Genomic DNA, 13409 nt, shown 5'->3' on the forward strand with positions numbered 1-13409 from the left:
ACTCTCCCGGTCCCTATACGAGACTCCCCCGGACTTCGTGGCAATAAGGTGCCCTCGTGACTGCGCCCTTGAGTTCCACGAAGACCCGTGACGCGCTCCGGATATCCGCCCGCGTCTCCGCAGAGCTGCTGCTGGTGCTGGTGATGCTCGCAGTGGGACTGTGGCTGCTGGGGCGGATGTGGTCGGTGGTCTGGCCGCTCGTCGTCGGGTTGCTGCTGACCACGCTGACCTGGCCCGCCGCCCGCTTCCTGCGTCGGCGCGGGTGGCCGCCCGCGCTCGCCGCGTCGGTGGTGACCGTGCTGTTCCTGCTGGTCGCCGCGGGTGTCGTGGCGCTGATCGCCGTGCCCGTGGCCTCCCAGTCCGGTCAGCTGACCGACGGCGTGGTCGAGGGCATCCAGAAGATGCGCGAGTGGGCCGCCGGGCCGCCGTTGAACATCGGGGACGCCCAGATCAACAAGGCCTTCGACACGGCCGTCGCCCGCGCCCAGGAGGGCGTCGGCAGCATGGTCGGCGCTGTCGTCACGGGCGTGAGCACCGTGGTGAACGGCTTGGTCACCGCCGTTCTCGCCCTCTTCCTGATGTTCTTCTTCCTCAAGGACGGCCCGCGGTTCCTGCCGTGGCTCTCCCGCCAGCTGCCCGGCCGGCTCGCCGCCGACGTCCCGACGGTGTTCGAGCGCGGCTGGAACACGCTGGGCGCCTTCGTGCGGTCCCAGGCGGCCGTCGGCCTGCTCGACGCCGTCCTGATCGGACTGGGCCTGTGGATCCTGGGCGTGCCGCTGGTGCTCCCGCTGGCGGTGCTGACCTTCGTGTCCGCGTTCGTGCCGATCATCGGCGCCCTGTTCGCCGGTTTCGTCGCGGTCCTGATCGCGCTCGTCTCCAACGGCCTGACGGACGCGCTGATCGTGCTGATCATCATCGTCGTGGTGCAGCAACTGGAGGGCAATGTCTTCCAGCCCATGATCCAGAGCCGGGGGCTGGGCCTGCACGCGGCCGTCGTGCTGCTGGCGGTGACGCTTGGCGGCAGCCTGGCCGGCATCGTGGGCAGCCTGCTCGCCGTCCCCGTCGCCGCGCTGATCGCGGTGGTCTGGAACTACGTGCGCGAGCAGCTCGGCGAACCGCCGCAGGAACCGGACAGCGCCGCTGAACCGGACGGCACCGACGAGCCGGACAGCGCCGCCCCCGTCCCGTCGTAACGGCCCCGGCCGCACGAACCGGCCCGAACACAGGAACGAACACGAACGCACGAACGGCCCCGCCCGGGTCGCGGGGCTCCTCCTCGCCTGCGAGCCTGCAGGCGAAGGGAGTGCCGCCCCATGGTTCCTGTCACCACGTCGCCCGTGCGCCTGGAGGCGTCCGTCGACGACCGGCTGTCCCGATGGCTGTGGCTGGTGAAGTGGCTGCTCGCCGTCCCGCACTACATCGTGCTGTTCTTCCTGTGGATCGCGTTCGCCCTCGTGAGCGTCGTCGCGTTCTTCGCCATCCTGTTCACCGCCCGGTACCCCCGGCCCCTCTTCGACTTCAACGTCGGCGTACTGCGCTGGAACTGGCGGGTCAGCTACTACGCCCACACCGCGCTCGGCACCGACCGGTACCCGCCGTTCACCCTGGCCGACGTGCCCGGCTATCCGGCCCGCTTCGACGTCGCCTACCCCGAGCGGCTCTCGCGCGGACTGGTGCTGGTCAAGTGGTGGCTGCTGGCGATCCCGCAGTACATCGTCGTCGCGATGTTCGTGGGCGGCGGCTGGGGCTGGGACGACGGGGACGGCTGGCGGGGCACGGGACTGATGCCCTTCCTCTCGCTGGTCGCGGTGGTCGTCCTGCTGTTCACCGCCCGCTATCCGCGGCACCTCTTCGACTTCCTGCTCGGCCTCGCCCGCTGGTGCGCCCGGGTGACCGCGTACGCCGCCCTGATGACCGACCAGTACCCGCCGTTCCGCCTCGACATGGGCGGGCAGGAGCCCCCTGACCGAGGGCCACTGACGAAGGGTCCGTGACAAGGTCACCGCAATTCCCGGCGGAAGCGATTCCTCCCGCCCTACGCTCCTCCGCATGACGGTCAGACGAGCCTTACAGATGATCATGGTCGTCGCCCTTGCCCTCGCGGGGGCGGTCCAGGGCGGGGTGAGCTCCGCGCATGCCGAGGACGGCGGACGGCAGCTCCTGTTCTACAACCACGCCTACGGTGTCCTCGACCGGGAGACCGCCGACGCCATCGAGCACTCCGGCTACCTGCGGGACTTCGCCGACTTCCAGGTCCGCACCACGACCGGGGCCGGCGGGCAGACCTGGACCGGCCGCTACCTGCTGGGCCGCGAGACCTACCTCGAGCTGTTCGGGATCGGCGACGTCGCCGGCAAGGACGGCACCCTCGGCGCCACCGGCATGGGCGTCTCGGCCGAACAGGAGGGCGACCTGGCGACGGTGACCGCGCGGCTGCGCGAGCTGGGGATCAGCGACCCCGTCGAGTTCCAGCAGACCCGCGACTTCGGCGACGGCGTCCCGGTGCCCTGGTTCGACGCCGTCTTCACCACCGCGGAGTACGACCTCTTCGGCGCCTGGGGCATGGAGTACCGGCCGGAGTACTTCGCCGACCCGCGCAGCAACACCGAGCCCGCCGCGCGCCCCGGTGACGTGGGCCGGGAGCGCTACCTGTCCGACGGCTACCGCGACCACCTGATGCGGGACGTGACCGGCATCCGGCTCGCGGTGACCGCCCGGGACCTCGCCAACACGGTGCCGCTGCTGAAGGCCGGCGGGTTCGCCGTCCGGTCCCTGCCCGGCGGGGGTGCCGTCGCGAAGGGCGGCGGCACCACGCTGCGGTTCGACGCCGTGCCGCTCGACCGGGTGGGTCTGCGGCAGGTCGAGATGTCGCTGAACACGCCGGTGTCGTACCGGCACGAGGAGCGGATCGGTCACTCCGCCCTCGTCGTCGGCCCGGGGCCCCGCGCCGTGTGGACCTTCGGCGAGCAGGACCGGCCGACGGCCTCCTAGCACCGGCCGCAAAGGGTCAGCCGGCGGCTCGGCCGCCGCTGCCGTACGGCCGCGTGATGATCTCCAGGCGGTGGCCGTCCGGGTCGTCGAAGTACGCGCCCCGGCCGCCGTCGTGGTGGTTGATCTCGCCGGGACGGCTGTGGAAGGGATCCGCCCAGTACGTCAGACCGGCCTCCTGGATCCGGGCGAAGATCTCGTCGAACTCTTCCTCGGAGACGAGGAAGGCGTAGTGCTGCGACGTGATGGCGCCGGGGCTGTCCATGTAGTCGAGCGTCACGCCGTTGGGGATCTCGACCGGGAGGAACGGGCCGTAGGGCGGCGCCACGTCCAGCCCCAGGATGTCGGCGAGGAACCGGGCCGAGACGCGCTTGTCACGCGCGGCGACGATGGTGTGGTTCAGCTGCACGGTCATGGCGGGCCTCCCCTGACCTACCTGGCGAACCCCCTGGTGCACTCCTCATGTGTACCCCGCGGGCCCCTTCCTCGTGCATCACGAACACCCGGAGGGCCCCGGCGCGCTGCCTGGGCCCTCGGGCATGTCCGTGGCTCGGGGCGGAGACGGAAAACCGACCGGTCTCAGATGGTCGCGGTGTCGATCACGAACCGGTAGCGCACGTCGCTGGCGACCACCCGCTCGTACGCCTCGTTGATCTGGTCACCGCTGATCAGCTCGATCTCGGCACCGAGGCCGTGCTCGGCGCAGAAGTCCAGCATCTCCTGGGTCTCCGCGATGCCGCCGATCATGGAACCGGCGAGGGACTTGCCGCCGCCGATCACCGAGAAGAGGTTCAGGGAGATGGGCTCCTCGGGGGCGCCGACGTTGGCCAGCGTGCCCTCGGTCTTCAGCAGCGACAGGTAGGCGCCGAAGTCCAGCGGGGCCGAGACCGTGGAGACGATCAGGTCGAAGGTGCCGGCCAGCTCCTCGAAGGTCTTCGGGTCGCTGGTGGCGTAGTAGTGGTCCGCGCCCAGCTTCAGGCCGTCCTCCTGCTTGCGCAGGGACTGCGACAGCACGGTCACCTCGGCGCCCAGTGCGTGGGCGATCTTCACGCCCATGTGGCCGAGGCCGCCCAGGCCGACGATCGCGACCTTCTTGCCGGGGCCGGCGCCGAAGCGCTTGAGCGGGGAGTAGAGGGTGATGCCGGCGCACAGCAGCGGCGCGGCGACGTCGAGGGAGAGGCCGTCGGGGATGCGGACGACGAAGTTCTCGTCGACGACGACCTTCTGCGAGTAGCCGCCGTAAGTGGGCTCGCCGTCCTTGCCTATGCCGTTGTACGTCGGGACGTTGCCCTTCACGCAGTACTGCTCACGGCCGGCCTTGCAGTTCTCGCACTCGCGGCAGGAGTCGACCATGCAGCCGACACCCACACGGTCGCCGACGGCGAACTTCGTGACGCCCGGGCCGACCTCGGAGACGACACCGGCGATCTCGTGGCCGGGGACCATCGGGAAGATGCCCTCGCCCCAGCCGTCGCGGGCCTGGTGGATGTCGGAATGGCAGATACCGGCGAACTTGATGTCGATCAGGACGTCGTACTCGCCGACCTCGCGGCGCTCGATGGTGGTGCGCTCCAGCGGGGCCTTGGGCGCGGGGGCGGCGTACGCAGCAACAGTGGTCATGCCGGGGGTTCTCCTAGCGGGGTTCCGTGCCCGGCTGCCTTCTGGATGTTCTGACCGGGCACGACCCCGAGCGTGCCAGACCCGCGAGCGTCTACCCAGGTCACGGTTTTGCGTACGCACAGCGTGCGTACCACTGGCGGGGTCAGGCTCGTGTGCGTACGACCGTGAATACTGGAGGGCATGGACGAACAGCCCGAACCCGTACAGGAGCCCGCACCGCAGACCGGCGGGGGCCTGGACCGGCGTGCCGAGCTCAGCGAGTTCCTGCGCACCCGGCGTGCCCGGCTGAAGCCTGAGGACGTGGGGCTGCCCGACTTCGGGCGGCGGCGGGTGCCCGGGCTGCGCCGCGAGGAGCTGGCCCAGCTGGCCGGGGTGTCCGTGGCGTACTACACACGCCTGGAGCAGGGCAACGGGCGCAACGTCTCGGCGGAGGTGCTCGACGCGATCGCGCGCGCCCTGCGGCTGACCGGCGCCGAGCACGCCCATCTGACGCACCTGGCGAAGCCGAAGCAGCACAAGAAGAAGCAGACGGCGCGGGCCCAGCAGGTACGGCCGGCGTTGCGGCATCTGCTGGACTCGATCGACGCCGTCCCGGCGTACGTCGTCGGGCGCCGCTCGGACATCCTGGCCTGGAACCGGATGGCCGCGGCCCTCTTCGGCGACTGGGGGGAGCTGCCGGCGCCGGAGCGGAACTGGGCGCGGCTGGTGTTCCTCAGGCCCGACTACCGCGAGCTGTTCGTCGAGTGGGACCAGAAGGCGTCCGACATCGTCGGTTTTCTGCGCATGGACGCGGGCTGCCATCCGGACGACCCGAAGCTGTCCGCCCTGGTGGGCGAGCTCTCCGTGAAGAGCGAGGAGTTCCGCCGGCTGTGGGCCGCGCACGACGTCAAGGAGAAGAGCTACGGCGTGAAGCGGATGCGGCACCCGCTGGTCGGCGAACTGACCCTGTCCTTCGAGACGTTCCGCCTGGTCGACGACGGCGAGCAGTCCCTGATCACGTACCACGCGGAGCCGGACTCGTCGTCGGCGGAGGCGCTGCGGCTGCTGGCCAGCTGGGGTACGGACGCGACCCGGGCGGGGAGCGGTGCGCCGGCCCGGTGAACGGGAACGGCCCGCCGGAAGCCGAGGCTTCCGGCGGGCCGCTCACTGACGAGTCCTACAGCTCACCCTGCGGCGCAGGGCGGTGGCTCACTTGCCGTAGTACGCGTTGTAGATCGAGATCGTCGACTTGTTGCCCTTCTTGTCGGCGATCTTCGCGTGGAAGGAGATGGCCTTCCCCTTCGCCGGGTTCTTGAAGCTGACCTTGCCCTTCTTCACGGTGAGCTTCTTCCAGGTCTTGCCGTAGTCGTACGACACGTAGACCGACAGCGACTTCAGGTTGCTGCCCTTGGCCGCGCCCTCGACGGTGACCGGGACGCTGACCGACTTGCCGGCCGGGACCTTGCTGTCCAGCCCCGTGACCGCGTTGAAGCGGACCGTGGAGGCGGGCAGCTGCTTGATGCCGGAGCTCTTCTTCGAGCGGAACGTCCAGCTCGCGTCGATGCGGGTGGAGGCCGCCGCGACCTTGACGCTGCGCTTGACCGACGTCGTCAGCTTGTACTCGGCGTCACCCGCCGGGACCTTGAACTGCTTCTCGCCGAACAGCGGGTCGTCGTTGCTGCCGAGCTTCTTGCCGTTGCGGTAGAGCGTCGTGTCGACCGCGGAGAAGGTCGAGTAGCCCGCGTTGCCCTTGCCGTCCGCGAACAGCGGCAGGGAGCCGTAGACCTGGTCGCCCTCACGGAAGAGGCCGAACTCGGCGTTGAGGCGCGGCCCGAAGACGGCCGTGTTGACGGTCTTCGAGTAGGTCTTGCCGGCGGCGAACTTGTGCGTGCCCAGCGCGTAGGCGGCCTCGTCGATCGGGAAGCCGTCCGCGTCGACACCGCCGGACTGGGAGAACTCGAACTGCCACTTCACATCGCCCGTGGTGGACAGGTGCAGCGTCCGGGTGGCGGGCAGGGACTGCTCGATGCCGATCGAGGAGGCGCTGTTGCTCCACGGCAGCCAGCCGACGGCGCTGATGGAGCCCTTCTTGCCCTTCGCCGCGGCGCCGAGGCCCGCCTTCACCGTGGCGAGCTCGCTCGCCTTGTAGTGCTTGGTGTAGCCGGTGGCGAGCTGCTTGACCTTGCCGCCGCCGGTGACGTCGTACTGCTCCTTGTCACCCTTGGTCCAGTGGCCGTCCCACTGCTGGGTCACGGAACCGTCGGTGATCTGCGGGCCGACGTGCGCGGTGCGGATGTCGGCGTAGGAGTCGAGGAACCAGCCGAAGCCGTAGCTGGAGTCGCCGGTCTCCACCGTGTAGTCGGGCGAGGCGAACACCGACTTGGCGGCCTTGTCCGGCACGGTGATGTCCACCGGCTTGGCCTTGCGGGCGTCCAGCGTGACCGTCGTGTTCTTGGTGACGTCCAGCTTGGGCTGGGCGAGCCAGTCGACGCCCTGGAACTTCTCGGGATCGTCGCCCACGAGGACGTTGGTGTTGAGGATGAAACCACCCTTGGGCACCCGGGTGGTGACGGTGCCGTCCGCGTCGTACGGCGCGTAGGACTTGCCCTTGCCGAGGCCGGAGACGGCGGCCAGGTCGGCGCTGTAGTTCTTGGCGGGCTTGCCGTCCCGGTCGATGAACTTCAGCGTGAGGTCGTACGACTCGACCTCACGCTGCACCGCGGCGGCCGTGCGGACGGTCTGGCCGCCGCCCGTCGCCGTCACGTACGACGAGTAGGCGCCGTCGAGCGTGCCGCCCAGCTTGGTGTTCACGGTGAACGGGACGGAGGCCTTGCCGCCGGCCGGGACGGTCACCGAGGTGGCGCCGAGCTTGAAGAAGCCTGCCGGGGCGGCCTTGCCCTTCGGGTCGGTGGCGGTCGAGGCCAGCTTCAGCGTGACGTCCTTCGTACCGAGGTTGCGGTACGTCAGTTCCTTGGTGACCGGCTTGTCGTCGGTGTGCGGCCACTGCTGGACGCCGAAGCTCACCGAGGACGGGTTGGCGATCACGGACTGCTTGATGGCCTGGTCGACCTGGATGCGGCCCGAACCCTGCTGGAACGGCGTGTACTTGCCGCCCTTCGTGGAGCCGGTGAGGGCGCCCTTCAGCTCGGGGTACTTCCACTCCGGGTGCTGCTGCTTGAGGATCGCCGCCGCGCCCGCGACATGCGGGGTCGCCATCGACGTGCCGGAGATCGTCATGTAGCCGGCCGGCTTCTCGCCGACCTCGGCGGCTATCTGGTTGCCGGGGGCGGAGGCCGCGGTGATGTCCACGCCGGGCGCGGTCACGTCGGGCTTGAGGGCGCCGTCCATGCCGGGGCCGCGGCTGGAGAAGTCGGCCAGCACGTCCTTGTCGTCGACCGCGCCGACGGTCAGGGCCGCGGCGGCGCTGCCCGGGGAGCCGATGGTCTGCTCGCCGAAGTCGCCCTCGTTGCCGGCCGCGATGGCGAACAGGATGCCCTTCTCCTCGGACAGCTTGTTCACCGCCGCTTCCAGCGGGTCGATCGCGGGCGTGTCGCCGCCGCCCAGGCTCATGTTGACGACGTCGGCGCCCTCCGCGGCGGCCCACTCGATGCCGGCGAGGACCTCGGAGTCGCTGCCGAATCCGCCGTCGTCGAGCACCTTGCCGTTGATGATCTTCGCGCCGGGCGCGACGCCCTTGTACTTGCCGCCGGACTTCGCGCCGGTACCGGCGGCGATGGAGGCGACGTGCGTTCCGTGGCCGACCTTGTCGGAGGTGTCGGGCGCGGTGGTGAAGTTCTTGGCGTCGATCACCTGGCCCTTGAGGTCGGGGTGGGTGGCGTCGACACCGGTGTCCAGGACGGCGATCTTGACGCCCTTGCCGTCGTAGCCGGCGGCCCACGCCTTGGGGGCGCCGATCTGCGGCACGGACTTGTCGAGGCTGGCCTTGCGGACGCCGTCGAGCCAGACGTGCGCGATGCCGGAGGCGGTCTTGTCGCCGTTGGTGACCGCGTCCCACAGCTCGGGCGCGTCCTCCTGCGGCGTCTGCACCGCGTCGGCGTTCACGGTCTTCAGGGAGTGGCTGAGCCGGCCCGCGTCGCGTACGTCGGCCTTGGTGGCCGCGGCGCTGCCCTGGTAGCCGACGATGACCTTCAGGCCCTTCTTCTGGGCCTTGCGGGTCGCGGACTTGTTGAGCTCGGTGACGTCGAAGAGCCGCTGGTCGAGCTTGCCGGTGGCGACCAGGCGGGCCGCGTCGGCCGGGATCACGAGCGTGTGGCCGTCGATCTTGCGGACCTGGAAGGGAATGTGCTCGCGTCCCTTGGCCCGCTGCAGGCCGACGACCCGGCCCTTGGCGTCCAGGACGACCCGGTCACCGGTGATCAGTGTGATGCGGTGCTTGGCGGTGACCGGCGCCTGCTTCGCGGCTGCGGTCGTCTGCTCGCCGTTCGCCGACGCCGGGCTGGTCATACCCGCCGCCAGGGCCACGGCCGCAGCTGTGGCGACCGTGGCCGCGCACGCCCTTTTCACTTGTCTGCGCAAGTTTCCCCCTTGCAGAAGTACCGGGCGAATTTCCCCGTTCACCCGGCCGGGGGTGGTCTCGTACGCATGGGCGTACACCCCCCGGAATTACGCAGTATGCCGAGGTGTGATCAGTCACTCAATAGATGAGAGGGAGGTAAGAGATCCGTCGGCAGGCTGTTACAAGGCTGCGGGAACTCCGTTACAGGGAAGGACGATGGGGCACGCGCGTTCCCCTTGACACGGTCGCGCACAAAGGCGAGCCGCCGCCCGCCCCGGGACGGGGGCAGGGCGGCGGCTCGCCTCGCGTGCGGCTGCCGATTGCGGCTGACGACCCGTCAGACCGCGGAACCGGCCTTCCAGTCGGCCCAGTTCAAGTTCCAGCCGTTCAGGCCGTTGTCCGGCGCGATGGTCTTGTCGCCGGTGTTCTCGACGACCACCACGTCACCGATGATCGAGTTGTTGTAGAACCACGCGCCCGGGGTGTTCGGGTCGTTCGCGCCCTTGGCGTCCTGGAGGCCGACACAGCCGTGGCTCGTGTTCACGTTGCCGAAGATGGACTTCGCGCCCCAGTAGTTGCCGTGGATGAACGTGCCCGAGCTGGACAGGCGGATGGCGTGCGGCACGTCCTTGATGTCGTACTCGCCCTTGCCGTCGTCGTCCGTGAAGCCCACGGTCGCGCCGTTCATACGCGTCTCCTTGAACTTCTCGGACATCACCATGACGCCCTCGTAGGTCTTGTTCGCGGGCGAGCCGGCGGAGATCGGGATCGTCCGGACGACCTTGCCGTCCTGCGTGATCTTCATCTGCTTGGTCTTCGCGTCGACGTACGAGACCTGGTTGCGGCCGATCTTGAAGGTGACCGTCTTCTGCTGGACGCCGAAGACGCCCTTGGCTCCCTCGACGCCGTCGAGCGCGAGCTTCAGCGTGACGGTGGAGCCTTCCTTCCAGTAGTCCTCGGGGCGGCAGTCCATGCGGTTGGCGTTGAACCAGTGGCAGGCGACCTCCTGGCCGCTGGTCGTGCTGACCTTGATGCCCTTCTGGACGGCGGCCTTGTTGGTGATCGCCTTGTCGAAGTTGATCGAGACCGGCATGCCGACGCCCACGGTGGTGCCGTCGTCCGGGGTGAAGTTGCCTATGAAGCTGTTGGCCGGGGAGACCGTGGTGAACGAGGCGTTCTCGTGGGCGACGCGGCCGTCGGAGTCCTTCGCCTCCGCCGCCAGCTTGTAGGTGGTGGAACGCTCCAGCTGCGTGCTGGGCTTCCAGCTGGTCTTGTCGGCGGATATCTGGCCGCTGACCTCCGTGCCGTCGGACGTCGTCATCTTGACGCTCGTGAGCGTGCCCTTGCTGACGGTGACGGTTGCGGAGTTGTTGATGGAGGCGTTGTCGGAGCCGTCCTCGGGTGTGATCTTGATCTGGGCCTTGGAGGCCTTCTCGGCCGCGGCCTCGTCGACCTTCGACTGGGAGCTGTCGCCGCCGTCACTCCCGGAGGCGTTGTCATCGCCGCCGGAACAGGCCGAGAGCACCAGCACTCCGCCGAGCAGTGCGGACGCGACCGTCAGGCCCTTGCGCCGCTTACTGACCGTCATCACACGCTTCTCCATCGTTGCCGATTTCCCCAAAACCCCGGGTGTCCCCGTCGCAGTGCAAGTGCCCCCGTCAGGACTCGTGAGTCCTCGTCCGGAACGTTCAACGCTACGACCGGTTCGTCCGGTTCCCCATGTCGCGCACGTGTGGGGATCACCACGTCCGCGCCCGTCCGCGGCGCACGGGCGCGGACGGTGCGGCTCAGGGCGGTGCGCCGCTTGAGACGCAGTGACCCCGGACGACGGTTGCCGTCCGGGGTCACCATTTTCTCAAGTGCCTCAGCTGTCACTGTCGTCGTCGACATCATCCTCGTCGAGATCCCAGTCCGGCGCATCGGGGTCGTAGTCGATCCGCTCGCTGCTCCAGGAGGCCTGCTGGAGCTCCACCCCCGGTACCTGGCTGACCAGGTCGAACGGGTCGACGAGGTACGCGAGGGCCTCCGCAGTGTCTTCCGTCACAGCGGCCTCGCCGTGGGTCCGTTCCGCCGCCGGCATCTCACCGTCGTCGGCGATCCGGCGCAGCGCGGCCTTGGTGATCCCGTCCGCGTCCTGGACCTCGAGAACGAGCTCCACTCGAAGCCGGACAAAACGTGATGTCTCTGGAGTGCTCATGGCGCGAGCGTACGTCCAGGTCCTCCCGTGACTTTCCCGTGACCCGCGACTTTCACTAACATCGCCCCACACGGCCAATTCGCCAGCGCCACAAGGGGATCGATATTCCGTGTCATCCGCTCGCCGTCCGTTGCTGACCGCCACCGCCGCGGCGACCCTGCTGGGCGCCCTGTGGTTCGTCCCGTCCGCCAACGCGACGTCACACTCGCCGGTGAGAGACGCGGTCGCGGCGAGCCCGTCGCCGCAGGTCACGGAGCAGGCGCGGATCGCGGCCACGACCGCGGGCGACTCCGTCAACGGCACCCGCCTCGCCGACACCGGCAGCTTCGACAGCACGCCGTACGTCATGGGCGGCACGTTCTTCCTCACGCTGGGCGCGGGCTTCGTCGTGTACTCGGTCCGCCGGGAACGGCTCGGTTTCTGAGGCCGGCTTCTGAGGCCGGCTTCCGAGGTCACGCGCCCGGGGCCCCGCCGCGTGGCGGGCCCCGGGCGGCCTTCTCTTCACCCGAGGGCGTCTACTGAAGCGGGCCGGTGACCGCCTCCACCGCGGCCAGCAGCCGCCCGTCGCGCACGAACGCGTCCGCCGCGGCCAGGTCGGGCGCCAGGAACCGGTCCGGCCCCGGACCCTGGACTCCCGCTTCCCGCAGGGCTTCGATGACCGCCCGCGTCGCGGGCGCCGGGGTCAGCCCCTCGCGCAGTTCGATCGCGCGCGTGGCGGCGTACAGCTCGACGGCCAGGACCCGGGTGAGGTTGTCGACGGCCGTGCGCAGCTTGCGCGCCGCCGACCAGCCCATCGAGACGTGGTCCTCCTGCATGGCGGAGGACGGGATGGAGTCGGCGGACGCCGGCACGGCGAGCCGCTTCAGCTCGCTCACCAGCGCGGCCTGGGTGTACTGAGCGATCATCAGGCCCGAGTCCACACCGGCGTCGTCGGCGAGGAACGGCGGCAGGCCGTGGCTGCGGTTCTTGTCGAGCAGCCGGTCGGTGCGCCGCTCGGCGATGGAGCCGAGGTCGGCGACGGCGACGGCGAGGAAGTCCAGGACGTAGGCGACCGGCGCGCCATGGAAGTTGCCGTTGGACTCCACACGCCCTCCCCCAGTGCCGAAAGCCTGGGAGGTTCCCCCAGGCAGCACGACCGGGTTGTCCACCGCGGCGGCCAGCTCACGGTCGGCGACCAGCCGGGCGTGGGCCATGGTGTCCCGCCCGGCCCCGGCGACCTGCGGGGCGCAGCGCACCGAGTAGGCGTCCTGTACGCGCGGCGCGTCGTCCTGGTGATGCCCGGTCAGGCCCGAACCCCTCAGCACGGCCAGCATGTTGGCGGCACTGGCGGCCTGCCCCGGGTGCGGCCGGATGGCGTGCAGCTCGGGGGCGAGGACCTTGTCGGTGCCGAGCAGGGCCTCCAGCGACAGCGCGGCCGTGACATCGGCGGACCGGTAGAGCACGTCCAGGTCGGCCAGGGCCATGACCAGCATGCCGAGCATGCCGTCGGTGCCGTTGAGAAGGGCGAGGCCTTCCTTCTCGCGCAGTTCGACCGGCTGGATGCCGTGCGCGGCGAGCAGTTCGGCGGCCGGGCGCACGACACCGTTGGGGCCCTCGGCGTCACCCTCACCCATGAGCGCGAGCGCGCAGTGGGACAGCGGGGCGAGGTCGCCGGAGCAGCCGAGGGAGCCGTACTCGTGCACGACCGGGGTGATACCGGCGTTGAGGAGGTCGGCCATGGTCTGCGCGACCTCGGGCCGTACGCCGGTGTGCCCGGAGCAGACGGTCTTCAGCCGCAGGAACATCAGGGCCCGTACGACGTCCCGCTCCACCCTCGGCCCCATGCCGGCGGCGTGCGAGCGGACGATGTTGCGCTGCAGCTGCGCGCGCAGCTCCGGGCTGATGTGCCGGGTCGCCAGGGCACCGAAGCCGGTGCTCACGCCGTACACGGGGTCCGGCTTGGCCGCCAGCGCGTCCACGATCTCGCGGGCCGCGGCGAGGGCGGCCAGCGCCTCCTCGGAGAGCTGGACGCGGGCGCCGCCGCGCGCCACGGCGAGCACGTCGGACGCGGTCACCCCGGACGTCCCCACCACCACAGTGTGCATATCCATATTCAGGAGCGTACGCAGT

At 69.9% G+C, this 13409-nt stretch carries 11 protein-coding genes; 5 read left to right on the top strand and 6 right to left on the bottom strand.

What is annotated here, in order from left to right:
- Window positions 1-68 precede the first annotated feature (68 nt).
- The 3 genes from ACIBL4_RS06870 to ACIBL4_RS06880 all read left to right on the top strand — a co-directional run bounded on the left by ACIBL4_RS06870 (window position 69) and on the right by ACIBL4_RS06880 (window position 2991).
- The gene (locus ACIBL4_RS06870) at window positions 69-1193 is read left to right on the top strand and encodes an AI-2E family transporter (protein WP_399408104.1); all 1125 of its coding nucleotides are present in this window, start codon (window positions 69-71) and stop codon (window positions 1191-1193) included.
- A 120-nt stretch (window positions 1194-1313) separates the two neighbouring features.
- Window positions 1314-1994 carry a DUF4389 domain-containing protein gene (locus ACIBL4_RS06875; protein WP_399407224.1) on the top strand — a complete coding sequence of 227 codons (681 nt, stop codon included), beginning with the start codon at window positions 1314-1316 and terminating at the stop codon, window positions 1992-1994.
- 79 nt (window positions 1995-2073) lie between these two features.
- A complete protein-coding gene (locus ACIBL4_RS06880) occupies window positions 2074-2991 on the top strand; it encodes a DUF5829 family protein (RefSeq protein ID WP_399408106.1) in 918 nt (305 codons plus the stop codon).
- 16 nt (window positions 2992-3007) lie between these two features.
- Here ACIBL4_RS06880 and ACIBL4_RS06885 read toward each other — a convergent pair whose 3' ends face one another.
- Together ACIBL4_RS06885 and ACIBL4_RS06890 are read right to left on the bottom strand one after the other, a co-directional pair.
- Complete coding sequence (locus ACIBL4_RS06885; RefSeq protein WP_399407226.1) at window positions 3008-3403, bottom strand: VOC family protein; 396 nt, start codon at window positions 3401-3403, stop codon at window positions 3008-3010.
- A 164-nt stretch (window positions 3404-3567) separates the two neighbouring features.
- On the bottom strand, window positions 3568-4608 hold the full coding sequence (locus ACIBL4_RS06890) for an NAD(P)-dependent alcohol dehydrogenase (protein WP_399407228.1): 1041 nt from the start codon (window positions 4606-4608) through the stop codon (window positions 3568-3570).
- A 180-nt stretch (window positions 4609-4788) separates the two neighbouring features.
- Between ACIBL4_RS06890 and ACIBL4_RS06895 the strand changes: the two genes are divergently transcribed.
- The gene (locus ACIBL4_RS06895) at window positions 4789-5709 is read left to right on the top strand and encodes a helix-turn-helix domain-containing protein (RefSeq protein ID WP_399407230.1); all 921 of its coding nucleotides are present in this window, start codon (window positions 4789-4791) and stop codon (window positions 5707-5709) included.
- 87 nt (window positions 5710-5796) lie between these two features.
- Here ACIBL4_RS06895 and ACIBL4_RS06900 read toward each other — a convergent pair whose 3' ends face one another.
- The 3 genes from ACIBL4_RS06900 to ACIBL4_RS06910 form a co-directional block, all read right to left on the bottom strand.
- Window positions 5797-9111, bottom strand: a complete 3315-nt coding sequence (locus ACIBL4_RS06900) for a S8 family peptidase (RefSeq protein WP_399408108.1) — start codon at window positions 9109-9111, stop codon at window positions 5797-5799.
- A 329-nt stretch (window positions 9112-9440) separates the two neighbouring features.
- A complete protein-coding gene (locus tag ACIBL4_RS06905) occupies window positions 9441-10706 on the bottom strand; it encodes an Ig-like domain-containing protein (protein WP_399407232.1) in 1266 nt (421 codons plus the stop codon).
- Between the two features lie 261 nt (window positions 10707-10967).
- On the bottom strand, window positions 10968-11300 hold the full coding sequence (locus tag ACIBL4_RS06910; protein WP_399407234.1) for a hypothetical protein: 333 nt from the start codon (window positions 11298-11300) through the stop codon (window positions 10968-10970).
- Between the two features lie 109 nt (window positions 11301-11409).
- Here ACIBL4_RS06910 and ACIBL4_RS06915 point away from each other — a divergent pair, with 109 nt between their 5' ends.
- Window positions 11410-11724, top strand: coding sequence for a hypothetical protein (locus ACIBL4_RS06915; protein ID WP_399407236.1), 315 nt, complete (start codon window positions 11410-11412; stop codon window positions 11722-11724).
- A gap of 91 nt (window positions 11725-11815) precedes the next feature.
- On the opposite strand, the gene hutH is transcribed toward ACIBL4_RS06915, so the two are convergent.
- Window positions 11816-13384: a histidine ammonia-lyase gene (hutH, locus tag ACIBL4_RS06920; RefSeq protein ID WP_399408110.1), complete on the bottom strand. Its 1569-nt coding sequence runs from the start codon at window positions 13382-13384 to the stop codon at window positions 11816-11818.
- Window positions 13385-13409 lie beyond the last annotated feature (25 nt).

The sequence above is a fragment of the Streptomyces sp. NPDC050416 genome (assembly GCF_044458845.1).
In the GTDB taxonomy this organism is placed as follows: Bacteria; Actinomycetota; Actinomycetes; order Streptomycetales; family Streptomycetaceae; genus Streptomyces.

Coding starts and splice junctions, on each gene's coding strand:
- ACIBL4_RS06875 (WP_399407224.1), top strand. CDS start 1,314: ATGGTTCCTGTCACCACGTCGCCCGTGCGCCTGGAGGCGTCCGTCGAC.
- ACIBL4_RS06880 (WP_399408106.1), top strand. CDS start 2,074: ATGATCATGGTCGTCGCCCTTGCCCTCGCGGGGGCGGTCCAGGGCGGG.
- ACIBL4_RS06885 (WP_399407226.1), bottom strand. CDS start 3,403: ATGACCGTGCAGCTGAACCACACCATCGTCGCCGCGCGTGACAAGCGC.
- ACIBL4_RS06895 (WP_399407230.1), top strand. CDS start 4,789: ATGGACGAACAGCCCGAACCCGTACAGGAGCCCGCACCGCAGACCGGC.
- ACIBL4_RS06905 (WP_399407232.1), bottom strand. CDS start 10,706: ATGGAGAAGCGTGTGATGACGGTCAGTAAGCGGCGCAAGGGCCTGACG.
- ACIBL4_RS06890 (WP_399407228.1), bottom strand. CDS start 4,608: ATGACCACTGTTGCTGCGTACGCCGCCCCCGCGCCCAAGGCCCCGCTG.
- hutH (WP_399408110.1), bottom strand. CDS start 13,384: ATGCACACTGTGGTGGTGGGGACGTCCGGGGTGACCGCGTCCGACGTG.
- ACIBL4_RS06910 (WP_399407234.1), bottom strand. CDS start 11,300: ATGAGCACTCCAGAGACATCACGTTTTGTCCGGCTTCGAGTGGAGCTC.